The following is an 18,008-nucleotide window of genomic DNA, read 5'->3' on the forward strand; positions in this document are numbered from 1 at the left end:
GACGGCGGCCGGTGGCCGGCCGGGGACGACGGGGCGAGGAGTGGGGCGATGCGGGCTATCTGGAAGGGCGCCGTCTCGTTCGGCCTCGTCTCGATCGGGGTACGGGTGTTCTCCGCCACGGAGGAAAAGGACATTCGGTTCCACCAGGTCCACCGGGAGGACGGCGGGCGAATCCGGTACAAGCGCACCTGCTCCGTCTGCGGCGAGGAGGTGAGCTACGACGACATCGCCAAGGGATACGACCTCGGCGGCGGCGAGATGGTCATCCTGACCGACGAGGACTTCGCCGAACTGCCGCTGTCCACCTCCCGCGCGATCGACGTGCTGGAGTTCGTCCCGGCCGAGCAGGTCGACCCGATTCTCTACAACAAGGCGTACTTCCTGGAACCCGACGGCAACGCGACCAAGCCGTACGTGCTGCTGCGGGACGCCCTCACCGACTCCGACCGGGTCGCCATTGTCAAGATCGCGCTGCGCCAGCGGGAGCAGTTGGCCACGCTGCGGGTCCGCGAGGGCGTACTGCTGCTGAACACGATGCTGTGGCCGGACGAGATCCGCACCCCGGACTTCGGGTTCCTCGACGAGGACATCAGCGTCCGCCCGCCCGAGTTGGCGATGGCCACCTCGTTGATCGACTCGATGGCGGGCGACTTCGAACCGGACGCCTTCACCGACGACTACCGGGCGGCCCTCCAGGAGGTCATCGACGCGAAGGTGGAGGGCCGCGAGATCGTCGCCCCCGAGGAGGAGGAAGCCGCACCGGCGGCCGCGGTCGATCTGATGGCAGCCCTGCGCGCGTCGGTCGACCGCGCGCGGGCGGCGCGCGGCGAGGAGCCGGCGGATGGCGGGCGGGAACCCACGCCGATCACCTCCGCGCGTTCCGCGAAGAAGGCCGCCGAGAAGAAGGCCCCGGCGAAGAAGGCGCCAGCCAAGAAGGCCGGCGGCAAGGAAGCCGGTGGCGCGAAGAAGACCGCCGCCAAGAAGACCACGAAGAAGGCCGCCGAGAAGAAGGCACCGGCGAAACAGGCCAAGAAGGCCGCTCCCCGCAAGACCGCCTGACCTGCGAGGAAGCCCATCTCATCGTCGTGAAACCCGAAACATGATCTTGTCGGTCGCGGACCGACGATGGCAGGGTAGGCGACATGGCAGCACAGGACGAGCCGATCCACGTGGTCCCCTACGACGACCGGTGGCCGGTTGAGTTCGCCACCGAGGCACAGGCGATCCGAGCTGCCATCGGGCCGTGGATCACCGGTGGCATTCACCATGTGGGAAGTACGGCCATCCCGGGGCTCAGCGCTAAACCGGTGATCGACATTCAGGTGGGCGTAGCGGATCTGGCCTCATCGGAGCCGTGTATCGAGCGTCTGACCCAGCTCGACTATTGCTACGCGCCGCACCGGCGGGACGTGATGCATTGGTTCTGCAAGCCGGACCCGAGTCGTCGGACCCACCACCTACACCTGGTGCCGACCGGATCGGCCCGATTCGCCGACGTACTAACGTTCCGCGACTACCTTCGCGTCCATCCGTCCGCCCGGGACGCGTACGAGAACCGAAAGCGCGAGCTGGCGACCGCCCATCCGCACGACCGACAGGCGTATACCGACGGCAAGGGCGACCTGGTCGCCGAGCTGACGCGCGCGGCGCACGCCTGGCAGACGGCGGAGACCGGGAGCAACTCCGCAGGCACTTAACCACCCAGCATCGGAGTACGCATGACGATCGTCCTCACCCCGATGTCCCAGGACGAGCTGGACCGGCGGCTGCCCGAAATGATCGAAAACTACGCCCAGTTCAACACGACCAGCGACGGTCTGTCCATCGAGGACGCCCGCCGCGCTTCCGTGGAGCAGCACCTGGCGATCCTTCCCGACGGCGTACGGACCGGCGGGATGATGCTGCTCACGGCCCGCGACGACCGGGCCGGGGCGGTCGGCTGGATCTGGCTCGCGCTGCCCGGCAATCCCGCCGGCGGGCCGGGCCTGGCCTGGGTCTATGACGTCGAGGTCGACGCGGCACACCGGGGGCGGGGACACGGCCGGGCCATCATGCTGGCCGCCGAGCGGGAGCTGGCCGAACGCGGGATCGGTGCTGTCGGACTGAACGTGCACGGCTCCAACCCCACCGCCGTCCGGCTGTACGACAGCCTCGGATTCACCGCGTACCGCCGGCAACTGGTCAAGCCACTCACCCGTGCCGAGCGGACCGACACGCCCGAGGGCGGGGCGGATGTCGCGCTTCGCGCGATGAGCCAGGACGACCTGGAAGCCCGGCTGCCGGCCATCGTCGCCGGGTTCACCGAGGAGTACGCCGGGACGCCCCGCGGAGTATCGCTGCCCGATGCCCGCGAGCAGGCGGAGCGGATGGTCGCGAAGCGACTGCCCGACGGCGTACACAGCACGGAAACGCTGCTGCGGACGGCGCACGCGCCGGACGGCACCGAGGTCGGTTGGTGCTGGGTGAGTCTGCCGGGCGGATTCGGCGGTCCTGGGCGGGCCTGGGTGATGAATCTTGTGGTCGGTCCGGCATGCCGGGGGCGGGGGTACGGCCGGGCGATGGTGCTCGCCGTGGAGCGCGAGCTGGCCGAGCGGGGCGTTCCGGTGGTGGGCGCACAGGTGGCCGGTGGGAACGTCGCGGCGAACCGGTTGGCTGACCGCCTCGGTTACGCGCTGGCCAGCCAGCAGATGGCGAAGCGGCTCACCGCTGGCTGACCCGGGCGGCCGGGCGCCGGGCGGCCCGCCAGCCGCGTACGCCGAGCCAGCCGGCGGTCGTCCCGATGGCCAGCGAGGCGGCGATGAGAAGGGCGTGCACCCAGAGGAAGCTGGTCGGGCTCCCCTGCCCGACCGAGCCATCGGCCCATGCTCGCGGATCGTTCCAGATCGCCACCGCGAACCGGGGCCAGATCGCCCAGGTCCACAGGCCGACGCCCACCAGAAACCAGGACCAACCCCGCGACAGCACCATGACCAGCGAGTATGCCAGGATTGACGATCACCGTTGACAGGCAACCTAATGGTTGCCTATTCTCGGCGGCATGGAGGATGACGACGCGGCGTTCCGGGCGCTGGCCGACCGCACGCGTCGCCGTCTCCTCGACAGCCTGCACGCCAACAACGGGCAGACCCTGCGTGAACTCTGCGCCCAAGTGGGAACGACCCGGCAGGCGGTGAGCAAGCACCTGGCCATCCTCGAAGAGGCCCGGCTGGTTGTCACCCTGCGACGCGGTCGGGAGAAGAAGCACTACCTCAACCCGGCACCGATCCTGGACCTCGTGGGGCGGTGGATCGGCAAGTACGAGAGCCGGCGCCTGTTCGCGCTGGCCGAACTCAAACGCGAACTGGAGGAGGAGTCTCATGAGTGAGGCTGCGTTCGTCTACGAGACCGAGATCGCGACCACGCCGCAGCGACTCTGGACCGCTCTCACCACCGGCACTCTGACCCGAATGTACTGGTTTGATCGGAGAATCGAGTCAGACTGGCTTGTCGGTTCGGCGGTCACCTTCTACGACGGGGACAGCGACCGGATCACCGACACCGGCGTCGTCCTGGAGAGCGTTCCGCCGCGCAAGCTGGTCTACAGCTTCCGGTACGAGGACGGCCCGGTCACCGAGTTGGACCGCCCTTACACCCGGGTCACCTTCGAACTGGAACCGACTGACAGTGGCAAGGTCCGGCTGCGGCTGGTGCACGACCAGTTGGCCAGTCCGGATGACGTGGCGGGCTGGCGGGACGGCTGGACCCCGATCCTGGCCAACCTCCAGGCGTTCCTCGAGGGCGACCGGATGCCGGTGGCCGAGCCGCCGCGGCCGTCGGCGAAACCCGCCCCCACCACGGCGTGATGCCACCCGTTCGGGCAGGATGGTGCCGTGGTGGACGCGGTGATATTCGACCTGGACGGCGTGATCGTCGACTCGGAGCCCATCTGGGAGGAGGTGCGCCGCGGCTACGTCGCCCGGCATGGTGGCCACTGGCAACCGGACAGTCAGCGCCGCCTGATGGGCATGAGCACCGGCGAGTGGGCGCGTTACCTCAGTGAGGAACTCGGCGTGGACCGCTCCCCGGAGCAGGTGGCCACCGAGGTCATCGACGAGATGGCCGCCCGATACGCCGAACACGTACCGCTGATCCCCGGATCGATCGACGCGGTCAACCGGATCGCCGAGCGCTGGCCGCTCGGACTTGCCAGTTCCTCGCCGCCGCGCCTGATCGAGGCCGCGCTGGCCGCCGCGGGCCTCGCGGATCGGTTCCGGGTGACCCTCTCCACCGAGCAGGTCGACCGCGGCAAGCCGGCTCCGGACGTCTATCTCGCGGTCGCCGACCGGCTCCGCGTCGAGCCGGCCCGGTGCGCCGCGGTGGAAGACTCCGCCAACGGGGTACGGTCAGCCGCGGCGGCCGGGATGCGCGTGATCGCCGCGCCACACGGCGCGTACCCTCTCGATGACGACGCCGCGGCACAGGCCACGGTCGTGCTGTCCGGGATCGGCGAGCTGGCCGAGGCCCACATACGGCCCTGATCGGCCGTCTCGCCGGCCGCCAGCCCCGGCGAATTCAGGACGCCGGACGGCGCACCCTGCAATCCTGACCAAATGGGGCAAGATACTGCACCGGACCGTGAGTACGGCCGGCACGCCGCCGGCACGCCACCGGCGGAGCCGGAGGACGTCCTACTGGACATCCCGACCCTGCACGTCGACTCGATCGAGTTGGAGGTCGACGATCTGCGGGCCCGGGTGTCGTTGCAGGCCGAGGTGCTCAACCTGCTCCGGTTGAATGTCGGGGTCGACGCGGTGCTCGGCCGGGTCCGGCTGGACATCCGCAACGTCGACGCCCAGGCACTGCTCAAGGTACGGCTGGATCGGGTAGCCGAGATCATCGGCAAGGTGCTGGAAACTGTGGACAATCACCCAGAGATCATCGATCCGCTCGCCCGGGCGGCGACCGCCGCCGTGGAGCAGACAGGGACGTCGGTAAGCCAGGTGGTCGACGAGGCCGCTGCCGGGGTCGGCCAGGCCGTCGGGCGGGTCGGGGGCGGCCTCGGCGAAACCGTCAGTCACGTCGGGGGCGGCGTCGGCGAAACCGTCAGTCACGTCGGAGGCGGCGCCGACAGAACCGTCGGACGAGCGGGGACCGCGGTAGGCGAGACCGTCGGCCAGGTCGGGAACGGCGTCGGCGAAACCGTCAGACAGGCGGGAACCGCGGCGGGCGGGGCCGCGGCGGCGGCGGGCGGGGCTGCCGGGGCGGCGGGCGGGGCTGCCGGGGCGGCGACCACCGGTGCCGGTGGCCGGTCCGGGTCCGGTCCGACCCAGCCGGGGCGGGCCCGGGGTGAGCGGGAAACCCGCACCTGGGCGACCGAGGCCAGCCCGGAGTCGACAAATCCCCCACAGCGAACCGATGTCGGCCCAGGCGGGCAGCCGACCGTCGAGGCCGGCGCCACCGTCGATGCCGAGGGCTGGCCACCCCGAAAGCCCAGCGCCGCGGACCAGGCCGGAAAGCCCAGCGCCGCGGCCCAGGCCGGGGAACCCGGGCAACGGGAGCCGCGGGGGGAACGGCGACGCTACCGGGGGCTGCCGCGACGAACCCAACGACGATGGTGACCGCCGGCCCGCCTTCGGCCCGCCTCCGTAACCGATCGTCCGCGGCCCGGTCGCCTCGCACCCGTCAGCCGGGGTGCCCTTCCTGACGGCGCGCGGTCTCGTCGTCCATGACGACCTCGCCCTCCCGGATCTCGCCGCGCCAGCCCTGCAACTCGTCCGGATCCAGGATGGTCCGGGTCATGACGTGCCGGACGAAGTGCTTGAGTTCCAGGCGCACCCGGCGACCCTGGGCCCGCCACAGGTTGCCGGTCCGCTCGAAGAAGCCCTGCGGGTGATATTCCAGCACGACCAGGATCCGGGTGAGGTCTTCGGCCAGCTCGTGAAAGCTGACCGTGCCGTCCACCGAGCCCTTCTGCCCCTTGGAGCGCCAGACGATCCGCTCGTCCGGCACCTGCTCGATGATTGTGGACTCCCAGGTCCGGTGGGACCAGAGCACCTGCGCCTTCCAGGTCAGCTTCTCGTCGGCGTCCTGCTCGATGTTCTCGACCTTCTTCATGAAGCTCGGAAAGTCGGTGAACTGGGTCCACTGGTCGTACGCGATCCGGACCGGCACCCCGACGTCGATCGACTCGACGATGTTGGTGACCTTGAGATCCGTCTGGTCCTTCCGGCCGCCTCCCTTGCCGACGGGCTGCTTGACCTGTTCCTTACCGCCGGCGGCACCGGCGCTGAGCATCGCGCCGATCGGTGAGCCGCCCTCCCGCAGCTTCTCGGCGCCCTTGGCCGCCGCCACCCGCGTCGGGCTGGCGCCCTGCTGGCCGTACCCGGTCAACCGGTCGGTCAGCTTGTCGATCCGGTCGGTGACCGCACCCACAGCGCGGTCGCCCAGGGCTCCGGCGAGGTTCGCCAGACCGGCAAGCAGCTTGCCGCCGACTCCGCCCTGGCCACCGCCGGAGGACCGTGACTCCTGGCTCATGCCATTCACCTGTCCCCGCCCGATCCGATGCCCCGTCGCAGCGCTTCGGCCTTCTCGTTGAGCCGTTCGGCGAACGCGTCCACCGGTCGGCTCAACGCCGACCGGGCCGCTGTCCGACCCGCACTGCCCAACCTGGCCACGGCGCCACCGGGCGACCCCTCGCCGGCCGGTTCGGTGTGCGCCCCACCCAGTAGCCGGCCGCCCGGGACCCGCCCCAACTGCCCGGTGGCCGCGGCGGCCCCCAGCAACAGCGCGGCTCGCAGCTTCCGCCGTCGCCCCAGTACGTAGCCGACTCCCACCGCCACCGCGATGTGCCCCGCGCGCTTCATGCTGACTTCTTCCGTCCGCCCCCGCTGACGCCCTGAGTATCCGCAACCGGTCGCCGTCGTGGAGGCGGAACGAGGGGATCGACTTGCCGGCCGCGGCTACCGTCCAGACATGTCCCCGCGGTCTCGGCCGAGCCAAGGCATCGTGCCGGTCCTCGTCACCGGGCTGCCCACGGTCAGCGGTTCGGACAGCTGGGCACGATCAGTACAGTAGGGATGTGTCTCTATGGATTGCCGCGATGTGGGGATTGGTCGGCAGCGCCGTCGCCGAGGCGCTCAACCTGTACGGGATGATGCGCCCGACAACAGAGTCCAAGGGACGCTGGCAGTGGCCATGGCGGGACCGGGGCGACGTGCCGATCATGCTCCTCGCGATGGCGCTGCGCGCCGGCGCCGGCATCGGTCTGGCGGCGGCCGCCTCGGCCGGCGACCTGGCCCCCAACGGATTCGCCGCCTTCACCCTCGGCGTCACCGCACCGCTGGTGATCGCCAAGATGTTCGACCAGGTACGGGTGCTGGAGCAACCCTCTATTCAGGGTCAGCCACAGCTAGGGGGCAATGACGATGACGCCGCGTGACGGATTCCTGAGCCGACTGACAAACGCACTCGCCGCGCGCCCGTCGGCCACCACCGCGTCGGCTCCGCTGCCGACCAGCACCCGGTTGGCGGCCGCCCTCGCCGCACGGCCCATCACCCGGTCCGCTCAGTCGACCGGCCGCATCGACTCGGCGATCACCGAGCGGGCCCGGGAGCATGACGACCTCGGCGTCAAGCTCGTGGAGCGGGTCAAGCGGGTGGTGGCCGAGATTCTGGGCACCACCGCCGACCAGTTGCGGGTCGATGCCGACGGTGATCTGGCGATCCGCGCCGGTTCCGCCATGATCTTCGTACGGGCCCAGGAGGACCCGCCGATGATCGACGTCTTCTCGCCGCTGCTCAGCGGTGTGCAGCCCACCGAGAGCCTCTACCAGCGGCTGTGCGACCTCACCAGCGGCATGCCGATCGGCCGGATCTACTGCACGGGCGACACCGTGTGGGCGTCGATCCCGGTGTTCGGGCACGAATTCCAACCGACCCACCTGCTGCTCGCGGTCAAGGCCATGGTGGAGATCGCCGACGATCTGGACGACCAACTGCGGCACGAGTTCGGCGGCAGCCGCTTCTTCGGCCCCGAGGCGTCCGGTCTCGAACCGGTCCCCGATCCCACCGGTTACCTGCGCGATCTGGCCGACTCCGGCGAGGTGCTGGCTGGCAGCGTCCTCGTCGATCTGCTGGCCGACCGGGGCCGCACCGATGAGCTGCGGGCCCGGGCCGATCTGGGTGACCGGCACGCCGCCGCTCGGCTCGCCGCGCTGCTGCGCGACCGGGGAGACGACGCGGAGGCGGAGCGGTTCTGGCGGCTGGCCGCCGATCACGGTGAGCCGGTGGCCCGGACCGAGCTGGCGACCCTGCTTGTCGATCGGGGCCGCATCCACGAGGCGATCGACGTGCTGCGGTCCGGAGCGCTCGACGACTGGCGCCCCGCGGGCCTGCTGGTCACCGTGCTCACCGAGCAAGGCCGGATCGAGGAGGCGACGCAACTGCTCCGCGACTGGGCCACCCGCTCCCGCCCTGGTCGAGACGCCTCGATCTAGGGCAGATGGTCGTGATTGGAGATCAACTCACGACCATCTGCCCTAGATCGGCGGCTGGGAGGGTGGGGGGCGGGGGCGACGGGGTGGGTGGGGGGGTCACCAATGGTGGGCTGATCCGCCGGGCGGTTCCAGGTGCACCACCTTGGTCACCGTCATCTCGTCTAGCAGCTCCGGGCCGTACCCGAAGCCCTGGCCGCTGCCCCGGCGTGGCTGCGCGGCACCGCCCGGCGCTCCGCCGAACACCGCGTTGACCTTGACCGTGCCGACGGGCAGCTCCCGCCACGCCCGCTGGGCGTGCGACATGGATCCGGTGAGCACGGTGGCGGCGAGGCCGTACGGTGACGCGGCCGCCCGGGACAGCGCCTCGTCGAACGAGTCCACCACCATGACCGGTGCCACCGGACCGAAGGTCTCCTCGCGCAGCACGGCCATCTGGTCCGTGCAGTCGGCCAGCACGGTGGCCGGGTAGAAGGCGCCCGGCCCGTCCGGCACCCACCCGCCCAGCAGCAGCCGGGCGCCGTCCGCGACGGCCTCCGTGACCTGCCCGTGTACGTGGTCCCGTTGCCGCCGGTCCACCAACGGTCCCAACTCGGTCATCGGGTCGCGACCCGGGCCCATGCGCAACGCGTCGGCGCGCTCGACAAGCGCGGTGAGGAACTGCGGCGCGACGTCGCGCAGGACGTAGATCCGTTCCACCGCGACGCAGAGTTGGCCCGAGTTGGTGAACGCCCCGAGCGCCGCCTGCTCCGCCGCCCAGCGCGGGTCCACGTCGGCGTCGACGATCAGCGGGTCGCTGCCGCCGTTCTCCAACAGCGGCTTGGCGTACGTGTGTGCGCAGCCCACCGCGATCGACCGCCCGGTCGCGGTCGAACCCACGTGCGCCACCAGATCGACGTCCGCGCCAGCGAGCACGGCGCCCACCGAGCCGTCCCCGGTGAGCAGCGACAACACCCCGGTCGGCAGGTGTTCGTCGAGCAGCCTCGCGAGCAGCCAGCCGGTGGCCGGCGCGCGTTCGCTCGGCTTCCAGACCACCGTGTTGCCGGTTACCAGGGCGGCGCCGAGCAGACCGCAGGACACCGCCACCGGGTCGTTCCAGGGAGTGAGTACGGCCACCACACCGCGCGGCTGCACCGCCATGAGGTCGATGGCGTCCGGGTCCCCGTGCAGCGTCGCGCCGCGGTGCAGCGGCCCCAACTCGGCGTATTGCCGCAGCGTGCCGACGCCGGCCGCCACCCCGCCCCGGGCTACCCCGATAGGCCGGCCCATCTCCGCGGTCTGGGCCATCGCGAGTTCGTCGGCCGCCGCCTCGACGGCGTCCGCGGCCCGATGCAGCGCCGCCGCCCGTTCGGCCGCCGGGGTACGCGCCCAGCCGGCGCCCACCTGGCGGGCGGCCTTGACCGCCGCCGCCACCTCGGCCGTACCGGCTGTAGGGGCCCTCGACACCGGGGTATCGTCGGCCGGATCGTGGACCACGAACTGGCCGGCCTCGCCTCCGGCCCCCCAACTGCCCGCGATCAACTGCCGCACGTCGTACATGCCGGCCTGGGTGCCCCGGTCCGGCCGGAACAAACGCCGGGTGAACGCCCGCGAGCCACGAGGGAGACGCGCCGGTGATCGCGATCGCGGGGGAGACACCTCGGTGACCGGGACGGTGGGGGAGACGCGCCGGTGACCGGAACCGTGGTGGACGCGGTGGTGATCGGGGCGGGGCACAACGGGCTGGTCGCCGCGAACCTGCTCGCCGACGCCGGCTGGGACGTGGCGGTGCTGGAGGCGACCGGGGCCGCCGGTGGGGCGGTCCGCTCCGCTGAGGTGACCGCTCCCGGCTACCTCAGCGACCTGTACAGCTCGTTCTATCCACTCGCGGTCGCCTCGCCGGTCCTGCGCGGCCTGCGTCTCGACCGGTACGGGTTGACCTGGCGGCACGCGCCGGCGGTGCTGGCTCACCTGCTGCCCGACGACCGGGCCGCGATGCTGTACCGGGATCCGGCGGCCACCGCCGCGTCGCTGGCCGAGTTCCACCCGGACGACGGGCCGCGCTGGCTGGCCGCGTACGACGAATGGTGCCGGATCTCCGGCCCGCTGCTGGACGCCCTGTTCACGCCCTTCCCGCCGGTGCGGTCCGGGCTGGCGCTGCTGCGCCGGGCCGGCACCGCGGACGCGCTGCGGTTGGCCCGCCGACTGGTGCTGCCGGTCCGCCGGCTGGGTGCCGAACTCTTCGCCGGGGAGGGCGCCGCCCTGCTGCTGGAGGGTGGCGCCCTGCACACCGACCTGGCACCCGAGGACGCCGGCTCCGGCGTGTACGGCTGGCTGCTCACCATGCTCGGCCAGCAGCTCGGCTGGCCGGTCGCCGCCGGTGGCGCCGGCCGGATCACCGACGCGCTGGTGGCCCGGCTCACCGACCGGGGCGGCCGGGTCTTCACCGGCGAGCCGGTGGACCGGGTGCTGGTGGCCCGCGGGCGGGCGATGGGGGTCCGGTCCGCCGGCGGCACCTGGCGGGCCCGGCGGGCGGTGCTGGCCGACGTGCCGGCCCCCGCGCTGCTGCTCGACCTGGTCGGCCCCCGGTGGTTACCCTCCCGGCTACTCGCTGACCTGGACAACTTCCGCTGGGACGGGTCCACCCTCAAGGTCGACTGGGCGCTGTCCGGGCCCGTCCCGTGGACCAACCGGGAGGTGGCCGACGCCGGCACCGTCCATCTCGGCGGGGACCGTGCCGGGCTGTCCCGCTACGCCGCCCATCTGTCCGCGGGGGAGCTGCCCACCGAGCCGTTCCTGCTGGTCGGCCAGTACGCGGCGGCCGACCCGGGGCGGGCGCCGGCCGGCGGCGAGACGCTGTGGGCGTACACCCATCTGCCGTTCCGCCGGCACTGGTCGGCCGGGCAGGTCGCCGAGCAGGTGGACCGGATGGAGACGGCGCTGGAGCGGCACGCGCCGGGTTTCGGGGCGCGGGTCGTCGGCCGGTACGTGGCCGGCCCCGGCGATCTCGAACGGGCCGAACCCAGCCTGGTCGGTGGCGCGGTGGGCGGGGGCAGTTCGGCGGCGTACCAGCAGCTGTTCCTGCGGCCGGTGCCCGGCCTCGGCCGGGCGGACACCCCGGTGGACCGGCTCTTCCTGGCCGGTTCGTCGGCGCATCCGGGTGGTGGCGTGCACGGCGGGCCGGGCGCTAACGCGGCCCGGGCCGCGCTGGCCAGGGACCGGGCGGTAACTGGTGCGCTGTACGCGGCCACGATCGGCGCCGGGCATCGGGCGGTGTACGGCCCCTCGCCCCATCGATGAGCCGGTCGGGTGGGCGCGGGGGGCCGGGGTGGGGTGGTGGGCGGGGGTGGTCAGCTCGTGATGCGGCGGTGGCGGGTGCGCAGCTTGAACGGCATGAGCGCGCTTTCGATCTTGGTGGCGGTGGTCATCTTGGAGGCGCCGTCGCGCCGTTCCTCGAACCGGATCGGCACCTCCAGGATGGTGTGCCCCAACCTGGTGGCCAGGTAGTGCATCTCCACCTGGAAGCTGTAGCCGTTGGACTGCACCCGGTGCAGACCGATGTCCCGCAGCGCGTCCGCCCGCCAGATCTTGAAACCGGCGGTGAGGTCCCGGATCCGGACGCGCAACAGCGTGTGCACGTACAGGTTCGCCCACCCGCTCAGCGCCCGGCGGTACAGCGGCCACGCCTCGTCGAGTTGGCCGCCCGGCACGTACCGCGACCCGATGACCACGCCGGCCTGGGTGGACAGCAGCGCACCCAGCATGCCGGGCAGCGCCTCCGGCGGGTGCGACAGGTCGGCGTCCATCTGGGCCACGTAGTCGGCACCGCCATCCAGGGCGCGCCCGATCCCGTCGATGTACGCCCGGCCCAGCCCTTCCTTGCCGGCGCGGTGCACCACCTGGACGCGGTCCGGGTGCTCGGCGGCGAGCTTGTCGGCCACCTCGCCGGTGCCGTCCGGCGAGTTGTCGTCGGCGACCAGGATGCTCATCCCGGGCAGCGGCAGCGCCAGCAACCGCTCGACCAGCATCGGCAGGTTGCCGGCCTCGTTGTAGGTCGGCACGACGACGGTAAGGCGCGCGTCCCGCCACGGGGAGGGAAGCTGCACGGGTTCGGTCATTCGGATCATCCTAGGTTCGCCGAGTTCGTGTAACCGGAAGGGTACCGAGTCGGTCGGAGAACGGCCGGGCAGGGACGCCGCGCACAGCCGGGCGGGGGAGCCCTCGGCGGGGCCGACCGAGGGTTAGCTTGTCCGAAACGCCGGGTACGCGCGCACTACGGACCGAACGCTGGCGCGGCCTCGGTCATCGGGCCTTCGCCGGTGGGTGGGCGCGTCGCGATGATGTTTACTCCCGGTCCGCCCGGGAACGCGCCGCCCGTGCGTAGCGACCGGGTTGGCCCGCATCGGTGCAGGTCAGACGCCACAGGCGTCGATCCTGCCGGCCCGGATCGTGGCCTTCAGGAGGACCCATGCGCATCGCGATGATCTCGGAGCATGCCAGCCCGCTCGCGGTGCTCGGCGGCGAGGACGCCGGCGGCCAGAACACCCACGTCGCGGAGCTGTCCACCGCGCTCGCCGACGCCGGCCACGACGTCCACGTCTACACCCGCCGCGACGACGGCACGCTGCCCCTGCACGTGCCGGTACGCCCCGGAGTGACGGTGGTGCACGTGCCGGCCGGGCCGCCCGACACCGTGCCCAAGGACCAGTTACTGCCGTACATGCCGGAGTTCAGCCGATGGCTTGTCGAAGCCTGGGAGGGTGACGGGTGGCTACCCGAGGTGGTGCACGCGCACTTCTGGATGAGCGGGCTCGCCGGGCTGACCGCCGGCCGCAAGCTGGGCCTGCCGGTCGTGCTGACGTACCACGCGCTGGGCACCGTGAAACGCCGGTATCAGGGTGCCCGGGACACTAGCCCGCCGCGCCGGGTCGACTACGAACGCGCGCTGGGCCGGTCGGTGGACCGGGTCATCGCGCAGAGCGGAGACGAGGTGCGTGAGCTGGCGCGGATGGGGATACCTCGGTCGCGGATGAGCGTGATCCCGTCCGGGGTCGACCTGACCGCGTTCGCCCCGACCGGTCCGGTGGTCCCCGGCGATCGTCGCCGGGTGCTCTCCGTCGGCCGGTTGGTGGAACGCAAGGGCTTCGGGGACGTCATCCGCGCGATGCGGCTGGTGCCGGATGCCGAGTGCGTGGTGGTCGGCGGCCCGCCGCACCGTCAACTCGACACCGATCCGGAGGCTCGCCGGCTGACCGACCTGATCGCCGAGTGCGGGCTGACCGATCGGGTACGGCTGGCTGGCGCGGTGCCCCGCGAGGAGATGCCGGCCTGGTACCGGTCGGCCGACGTGCTGGTCGCCGCGCCGTGGTACGAACCGTTCGGGCTGACGCCGTTGGAGGCGATGGCGTGCGGGGTGCCGGTGGTCGGCACGGCGGTCGGCGGATTGACCGATACCGTCGTGCCGGGGCTCACCGGGGACCTGGTGCCGGCGCGGGATCCGCGCTCGCTCGGCGCCGCCGTGCAGCGGCTGTTGACCGATCGGGTACGCCGGACCGCGTACGCCACGGCGGCTCTCGACCGGGCCCGCACCCGGTACTCCTGGCAGCGCACCGCCGACCAGATGGCGGACGTCTACGCGGCGGTAAGCCGGGTGACCGAACCGAGCCGGGTGGTGGCGTGATGTCGGACTCGGCGGGGCTCCTCGACGGGCACCTCGCCGCCCTGGCCACCGCGCTGCTGCCGTTCCGAGGCGCCGCGACCCGGCTCGGCCGGTGGGGCGGGGAACTGGCCTGGCGGCTCGCGCACGGCGGTCGGCTGCTGGTCGCCGGCAACGGCGGCAGCGCGGCCGAGGCTCAGCACCTGTCCGCCGAACTGGTGGGCAAGCTGCACGGCGATCGGGTGCCGCTGTCGGCGATCGCGCTGTCCGCCGAGACGTCATCGCTTACCGCGATCGGCAACGACTACGGCTATCCGGAGGTCTTCGCCCGGCAGGTGCGGGCGCACGGGCGGCCCGATGACATCCTGCTGCTGCTGTCCACCAGCGGGCGGAGCGCGAACCTGCTCACCGCCGCCCGCGCCGGAACGGAACTGGGCCTGCATTGCTGGGCGTTCACCGGCCCGGCGCCCAATCCGCTCGCCGAGATCTGCTCCGACGTGCTCGCCGTACCCTCGGCGGACCCGCAGGTGGTGCAGGAACTGCACCTGGTCGCGGCGCATGTGCTGTGCGAGTACGTGGAGGCGGCCCTGCCGACGGTGCTCGGATCCGGGTCGGGCGCCGCCGGGCCGTCCCGGCCGGCGGACGCGGTGGCGGTTCCGGCGGACGCTCCGGCGGTGCCGCCCGCCGGGGTGGAGGTCGTGATCGACTCCGCCGACGATCCCGGGGCGAACCGGTGACCGGGCCGCTCGTCGTCCTCGGCGACACGCTGCTCGACCGGGACGTCGAGGGCGTGGTCAGCCGGCTGTGCCCGGACTCGCCGGTGCCCGTGCTGGACGAGTCCGACGCGGCCGACCGGCCCGGCGGCGCCGGCCTCGCGGCGCAGTTCGCCGCCGGCCAGGGCATCGAGGTAGCCCTCGTGACAGGGCTCGCCGACGACCTCGGCGGCGCCCGGCTGGCCGGCCTGCTGACCGCTGCCGGCGTCCAGGTGTACGCGTTGCCGATGCCGGGAGCCACCCCTGAGAAGATCCGATTTCGGACCCGGGGGAGGGTGCTGCTGCGCCACGATCGGGGCGGTTCGATCGCGTCCCCGGGCGACCCCGCGGAAGCCGTGCTCGACCTGCTGAACGACGCGGTGGCCGTCCTCGTCGCCGACTACGGCCGGGGAGTCGCCCGGCATCCGGCGTTGCGGGCCGCGCTGTCGGCCACCACGGCGCCGGTGGTGTGGGATCCACATCCGCGCGGACCGGCGGCGGTGCCCGGAACGCGGCTCGTCACCCCCAACGAGATCGAGGCGCGGGAACTGACCGGGGCAGGCGCGAGCGGATCCCGGTTGGCAACGGCCGCCCGGGGGGCCGAAGGGCTGCGACACCGGTGGCGGGCCGCCGCGGTCGCGGTGACCCTCGGCGGCGACGGTGCCCTGCTCAGCCACGTCGGCTCCACCCCGATGGTGGTTCGAGCCCCGATCATCGCCGACGGCGACACCTGCGGCGCGGGGGACCGGTTCGCCGCCGCCGCCACGGTGGCGCTGGCTAGGGGGGCGCTGGTCTCCGAGGCGGTGGAGGCGGCGGTCGCCGAGGCGTCCGCGTACGTGGCGGAAGGTGGTGTGTCGACCGCCGTACCCGCGGCGCCGGCATCGGGCGCGACGGCGCTCGGCCCGCCGAGCACGCCCGGTGCGGCCGGCGCTCGGATCGGCGCGGCGGCGGCCGGTGCGGTGGTCGCCGCGGTCCGCGCCCGCGGCGGCACGGTGGTCGCCACCGGCGGTTGCTTCGACCTGCTGCACGCGGGGCATCTCGCGACCCTGGAGGCGGCCCGCCGGCTCGGCGACTGCCTGGTGGTGTGCGTGAACTCCGACGCCAGCGTGGCCGGCCTCAAGGGCCCGGACCGGCCGGTGGTGCCGCAGGCGGACCGGAGCCGGCTGCTGGCGGCACTCGGCTGCGTGGACGCGGTGGTGGTCTTCGACGAGTCGACGCCGCACGCCGTGCTGTCCTGGCTGCGGCCCGACATCTGGGTCAAGGGCGGCGACTACGCCACCGGGGCTGGCGGAGCCGGGGCGGATGACGAGCCGCAACTGCCCGAGGCCGGAATCGTGCGGCGGTGGGGCGGGCAGACCGTCGTCGTGCCCTACCTGGACGGCCGGTCCACCACCGGCATGATCTCCGCAGCCAGGTCCGAGGACACCCGCCGGCGGGTGACCCGGTGACCGGCCGGCCCGTCCCGACGGGCCCGGCGGTGCTGGTCACCGGCGGTTCGAGCGGCCTGGGCGCGGCCGTCGTCGAGGCCATCGCCAGAGCCGGCGGACGGCCGTGCGTGCTGGACCGGCGCCCGCCGGTGGACGGCGTGCCGTACCTGTCCTGCGATCTCGCCGACACCCGGGCCGCCGAGGCGGCCACCCGGCAACTCGCCGACCAGGTGGGCGGACTGGACGGAGTCGTCACCGCCGCCGGTACGGACACCCCGGGGCGGCTGGCCGACCTGCCGGCCGAGACGTGGGAACGGGTGGTGGCGGTGGACCTGCTGGCCACCGCGGCGGTCATCCGGGCCGCGCTGCCGTACCTCGAGCGCTCCCGGGGTCGAGTGGTCACCGTCGCGTCGACGCTCGGCGTCAAAGCCGTCTCCGACGCCACCGCGTACTGCGCCGCGAAGTTCGGGGTGGTCGGCTTCACCAGGGCCCTCGCGGCCGAACTGGCCGGCTCGGTCGGCGTCACGCTGCTCGTCCCCGGTGGGATGCGGACCGCGTTCTTCGACGAGCGGGACGAGCAGTACCGGCCGGCACCGGACGCCGCGCTCAGCGATCCGCGCAACGTGGCCGCCGCAGTGCTGTTCGCGCTCGGACAACCACCCGGCTGCTCGGTCAGGGAACTGGTGGTCTGCGCAGACGAGGAATCTTCGTACCCGTGATCCTGGTGCTGCGCGCCCTCGGCGTCGGCGACCTGGCGACCGCGGTGCCGGCGCTGCGTGGGCTGCGCCGGGCGTTCCCCGACCAGCCGCTGGCGCTGGCGGCGCCGCGCTGGCTGGCGCCACTGGTCGAGCTGACCGGCTGCGTGGACGAACTGGTGCCGGTCGCCGGGCTGGCGCCGGTGGACTGGCCGGTCGCGTGGCCGTACTGGGCGGTCAACCTGCACGGCCGGGGGCCGGAGTCGCACCGCCTGCTGCGGGTCGCGGAGCCGGTGCTGCTGCGGGCGTTCGCCTGCCCGGCGGCCGACCATGACGACGGACCGGCCTGGCGGCCGGACGAGCACGAGGTCCGCCGGTGGTGCCGGCTGCTCGACTGGTACGGCGTCGAAACCGACCCCGACGACCTGGACCTGCGCCGGCCGGACCCGTCCCGGCTGCCGGTCGGCGCCACGGTGCTGCACCCTGGCGGCAAGGACCCGGCGCGGCGCTGGTCTCCGGCCCGGTTCGCGGCCGTCGCCCGGGAGCTTGACCGGCGTGGGCACCGGGTGGTGGTGACCGGATCGGCGGACGAGCGCGAGCTGGCCCGGTGGGTGGCCGAGCGGGCCGGGTTGCCGGGCACCGCCGTGCTGGCCGGGGCATTCGACCTGGCCGGGCTGGCGGCGCTTGTCGCGCACGGCCGGTTGGTGGTCAGCGCGGACACCGGGGTGGCCCATCTGGCGACCGCGTACCGGACGCCGTCGGTGGTGCTGTTCGGTCCGGTACGCCCGGAGCACTGGGGGCCGCCGCCGGACCGCCCCTGGCACCGGGTGCTCGGTGGCGCCCCGACGGCTGCTGATGACTCCGGCGACGCTGACGGCGCCCGAGGTCGTGTCCTCGGTGGCACCGCCGCCGGCGATCAGAGGCAGCACCCGGCGCTCGCGGCGGTCGGCCCGCTCGACGTGATCGAGGCGGCCGACGCGGCCGAGATCGCGCGGGTGTGACCGGCACCGTCTCCGCGCTGGAACGAT

At 72.9% G+C, this 18,008-nt stretch carries 20 protein-coding genes; 15 read left to right on the top strand and 5 right to left on the bottom strand.

The features are described 5' to 3' along the window. The first annotated feature begins 48 nt into the window (after positions 1-48). The 3 genes from ACFQUZ_RS02585 to ACFQUZ_RS02595 all read left to right on the top strand — a co-directional run bounded on the left by ACFQUZ_RS02585 (position 49) and on the right by ACFQUZ_RS02595 (position 2,714). The gene (locus tag ACFQUZ_RS02585; RefSeq protein ID WP_377437201.1) at positions 49-1,059 is read left to right on the top strand and encodes a Ku protein; all 1,011 of its coding nucleotides are present in this window, start codon (positions 49-51) and stop codon (positions 1,057-1,059) included. An 83-nt stretch (positions 1,060-1,142) separates the two neighbouring features. Next, positions 1,143-1,697 (top strand): GrpB family protein, encoded by a 555-nt coding sequence (locus ACFQUZ_RS02590; RefSeq protein WP_377437202.1) that lies wholly within the window; start codon positions 1,143-1,145, stop codon positions 1,695-1,697. A 21-nt stretch (positions 1,698-1,718) separates the two neighbouring features. Next, positions 1,719-2,714 (top strand): GNAT family N-acetyltransferase, encoded by a 996-nt coding sequence (locus ACFQUZ_RS02595; protein ID WP_377437203.1) that lies wholly within the window; start codon positions 1,719-1,721, stop codon positions 2,712-2,714. On the opposite strand, the gene ACFQUZ_RS02600 is transcribed toward ACFQUZ_RS02595, so the two are convergent. Continuing rightward, positions 2,701-2,967, bottom strand: coding sequence for an SCO4848 family membrane protein (locus ACFQUZ_RS02600; RefSeq protein ID WP_377437205.1), 267 nt, complete (start codon positions 2,965-2,967; stop codon positions 2,701-2,703). The genes ACFQUZ_RS02595 and ACFQUZ_RS02600 overlap by 14 nt on opposite strands. Positions 2,968-3,037: 70 nt before the next feature. Here ACFQUZ_RS02600 and ACFQUZ_RS02605 point away from each other — a divergent pair, with 70 nt between their 5' ends. The 4 genes from ACFQUZ_RS02605 to ACFQUZ_RS02620 all read left to right on the top strand — a co-directional run bounded on the left by ACFQUZ_RS02605 (position 3,038) and on the right by ACFQUZ_RS02620 (position 5,597). Then, entirely contained in the window at positions 3,038-3,364 is a 327-nt protein-coding gene (locus ACFQUZ_RS02605; RefSeq protein WP_377437206.1) for an ArsR/SmtB family transcription factor, read from the top strand. Beyond that, the gene (locus tag ACFQUZ_RS02610; RefSeq protein WP_377437208.1) at positions 3,357-3,842 is read left to right on the top strand and encodes an SRPBCC domain-containing protein; all 486 of its coding nucleotides are present in this window, start codon (positions 3,357-3,359) and stop codon (positions 3,840-3,842) included. Before ACFQUZ_RS02605 ends, ACFQUZ_RS02610 begins: the two co-directional genes overlap by 8 nt. A 27-nt stretch (positions 3,843-3,869) precedes the next feature. Further along, complete coding sequence (locus ACFQUZ_RS02615; RefSeq protein WP_377437210.1) at positions 3,870-4,517, top strand: HAD family hydrolase; 648 nt, start codon at positions 3,870-3,872, stop codon at positions 4,515-4,517. Between the two features lie 72 nt (positions 4,518-4,589). Continuing rightward, positions 4,590-5,597 (top strand): hypothetical protein, encoded by a 1,008-nt coding sequence (locus ACFQUZ_RS02620; protein ID WP_377437212.1) that lies wholly within the window; start codon positions 4,590-4,592, stop codon positions 5,595-5,597. Positions 5,598-5,661: 64 nt separating this feature from the next. Here ACFQUZ_RS02620 and ACFQUZ_RS02625 read toward each other — a convergent pair whose 3' ends face one another. Both ACFQUZ_RS02625 and ACFQUZ_RS02630 read right to left on the bottom strand, forming a co-directional pair. Further along, positions 5,662-6,513, bottom strand: a complete 852-nt coding sequence (locus ACFQUZ_RS02625; protein WP_377437214.1) for an SRPBCC family protein — start codon at positions 6,511-6,513, stop codon at positions 5,662-5,664. Between the two features lie 5 nt (positions 6,514-6,518). Beyond that, on the bottom strand, positions 6,519-6,842 hold the full coding sequence (locus ACFQUZ_RS02630) for a hypothetical protein (RefSeq protein ID WP_377437215.1): 324 nt from the start codon (positions 6,840-6,842) through the stop codon (positions 6,519-6,521). A 215-nt stretch (positions 6,843-7,057) separates the two neighbouring features. Here ACFQUZ_RS02630 and ACFQUZ_RS02635 point away from each other — a divergent pair, with 215 nt between their 5' ends. Continuing rightward, complete coding sequence (locus tag ACFQUZ_RS02635; RefSeq protein WP_377437216.1) at positions 7,058-7,417, top strand: hypothetical protein; 360 nt, start codon at positions 7,058-7,060, stop codon at positions 7,415-7,417. Beyond that, a complete protein-coding gene (locus ACFQUZ_RS02640) occupies positions 7,404-8,474 on the top strand; it encodes a hypothetical protein (protein WP_377437217.1) in 1,071 nt (356 codons plus the stop codon). Before ACFQUZ_RS02635 ends, ACFQUZ_RS02640 begins: the two co-directional genes overlap by 14 nt. A 96-nt stretch (positions 8,475-8,570) precedes the next feature. Here the strand turns inward: ACFQUZ_RS02640 and ACFQUZ_RS02645 are convergent, their stop codons facing one another. Beyond that, positions 8,571-10,010 carry an aldehyde dehydrogenase family protein gene (locus tag ACFQUZ_RS02645; RefSeq protein ID WP_377437218.1) on the bottom strand — a complete coding sequence of 480 codons (1,440 nt, stop codon included), beginning with the start codon at positions 10,008-10,010 and terminating at the stop codon, positions 8,571-8,573. Positions 10,011-10,142: 132 nt separating this feature from the next. Between ACFQUZ_RS02645 and ACFQUZ_RS02650 the strand changes: the two genes are divergently transcribed. Beyond that, positions 10,143-11,750 carry a phytoene desaturase family protein gene (locus tag ACFQUZ_RS02650; protein WP_377437220.1) on the top strand — a complete coding sequence of 536 codons (1,608 nt, stop codon included), beginning with the start codon at positions 10,143-10,145 and terminating at the stop codon, positions 11,748-11,750. A gap of 50 nt (positions 11,751-11,800) precedes the next feature. Here ACFQUZ_RS02650 and ACFQUZ_RS02655 read toward each other — a convergent pair whose 3' ends face one another. Then, the gene (locus ACFQUZ_RS02655; RefSeq protein WP_377437221.1) at positions 11,801-12,568 is read right to left on the bottom strand and encodes a polyprenol monophosphomannose synthase; all 768 of its coding nucleotides are present in this window, start codon (positions 12,566-12,568) and stop codon (positions 11,801-11,803) included. Between the two features lie 350 nt (positions 12,569-12,918). Between ACFQUZ_RS02655 and ACFQUZ_RS02660 the strand changes: the two genes are divergently transcribed. Genes ACFQUZ_RS02660 through ACFQUZ_RS02680 form a run of 5 tightly spaced genes read left to right on the top strand, consistent with a single transcriptional unit; the run spans position 12,919 to position 17,981 of the window. Beyond that, positions 12,919-14,130 (top strand): glycosyltransferase, encoded by a 1,212-nt coding sequence (locus ACFQUZ_RS02660; RefSeq protein ID WP_377437223.1) that lies wholly within the window; start codon positions 12,919-12,921, stop codon positions 14,128-14,130. Further along, positions 14,130-14,843, top strand: coding sequence for an SIS domain-containing protein (locus ACFQUZ_RS02665; RefSeq protein ID WP_377437225.1), 714 nt, complete (start codon positions 14,130-14,132; stop codon positions 14,841-14,843). The genes ACFQUZ_RS02660 and ACFQUZ_RS02665 overlap by 1 nt, the downstream gene beginning before the upstream one ends. Continuing rightward, positions 14,840-16,306, top strand: coding sequence for a PfkB family carbohydrate kinase (locus tag ACFQUZ_RS02670; protein ID WP_377437227.1), 1,467 nt, complete (start codon positions 14,840-14,842; stop codon positions 16,304-16,306). Before ACFQUZ_RS02665 ends, ACFQUZ_RS02670 begins: the two co-directional genes overlap by 4 nt. Further along, positions 16,303-17,004 carry an SDR family oxidoreductase gene (locus ACFQUZ_RS02675; protein ID WP_377437229.1) on the top strand — a complete coding sequence of 234 codons (702 nt, stop codon included), beginning with the start codon at positions 16,303-16,305 and terminating at the stop codon, positions 17,002-17,004. The genes ACFQUZ_RS02670 and ACFQUZ_RS02675 overlap by 4 nt, the downstream gene beginning before the upstream one ends. Continuing rightward, on the top strand, positions 17,001-17,981 hold the full coding sequence (locus ACFQUZ_RS02680; RefSeq protein ID WP_377437231.1) for a glycosyltransferase family 9 protein: 981 nt from the start codon (positions 17,001-17,003) through the stop codon (positions 17,979-17,981). The genes ACFQUZ_RS02675 and ACFQUZ_RS02680 overlap by 4 nt, the downstream gene beginning before the upstream one ends. The last annotated feature ends 27 nt before the right edge of the window (positions 17,982-18,008 follow it).

Origin of the sequence: Plantactinospora sp. GCM10030261, from assembly GCF_042666615.1 — a bacterium.
GTDB lineage: Bacteria > Actinomycetota > Actinomycetes > Mycobacteriales > Micromonosporaceae > KBS50.

What these genes read in the sequence shown, in the direction of transcription:
- ACFQUZ_RS02590 (WP_377437202.1), top strand. Translation starts at nt 1,143, where the DNA reads ATGGCAGCACAGGACGAGCCGATCCACGTGGTCCCCTACGACGACCGG.
- ACFQUZ_RS02620 (WP_377437212.1), top strand. Translation starts at nt 4,590, where the DNA reads ATGGGGCAAGATACTGCACCGGACCGTGAGTACGGCCGGCACGCCGCC.
- ACFQUZ_RS02610 (WP_377437208.1), top strand. Translation starts at nt 3,357, where the DNA reads ATGAGTGAGGCTGCGTTCGTCTACGAGACCGAGATCGCGACCACGCCG.
- ACFQUZ_RS02655 (WP_377437221.1), bottom strand. Translation starts at nt 12,568, where the DNA reads ATGACCGAACCCGTGCAGCTTCCCTCCCCGTGGCGGGACGCGCGCCTT.
- ACFQUZ_RS02625 (WP_377437214.1), bottom strand. Translation starts at nt 6,513, where the DNA reads ATGAGCCAGGAGTCACGGTCCTCCGGCGGTGGCCAGGGCGGAGTCGGC.
- ACFQUZ_RS02595 (WP_377437203.1), top strand. Translation starts at nt 1,719, where the DNA reads ATGACGATCGTCCTCACCCCGATGTCCCAGGACGAGCTGGACCGGCGG.
- ACFQUZ_RS02585 (WP_377437201.1), top strand. Translation starts at nt 49, where the DNA reads ATGCGGGCTATCTGGAAGGGCGCCGTCTCGTTCGGCCTCGTCTCGATC.
- ACFQUZ_RS02600 (WP_377437205.1), bottom strand. Translation starts at nt 2,967, where the DNA reads ATGGTGCTGTCGCGGGGTTGGTCCTGGTTTCTGGTGGGCGTCGGCCTG.
- ACFQUZ_RS02630 (WP_377437215.1), bottom strand. Translation starts at nt 6,842, where the DNA reads ATGAAGCGCGCGGGGCACATCGCGGTGGCGGTGGGAGTCGGCTACGTA.
- ACFQUZ_RS02605 (WP_377437206.1), top strand. Translation starts at nt 3,038, where the DNA reads ATGGAGGATGACGACGCGGCGTTCCGGGCGCTGGCCGACCGCACGCGT.
- ACFQUZ_RS02665 (WP_377437225.1), top strand. Translation starts at nt 14,130, where the DNA reads ATGTCGGACTCGGCGGGGCTCCTCGACGGGCACCTCGCCGCCCTGGCC.
- ACFQUZ_RS02645 (WP_377437218.1), bottom strand. Translation starts at nt 10,010, where the DNA reads ATGTACGACGTGCGGCAGTTGATCGCGGGCAGTTGGGGGGCCGGAGGC.
- ACFQUZ_RS02660 (WP_377437223.1), top strand. Translation starts at nt 12,919, where the DNA reads ATGCGCATCGCGATGATCTCGGAGCATGCCAGCCCGCTCGCGGTGCTC.
- ACFQUZ_RS02640 (WP_377437217.1), top strand. Translation starts at nt 7,404, where the DNA reads ATGACGCCGCGTGACGGATTCCTGAGCCGACTGACAAACGCACTCGCC.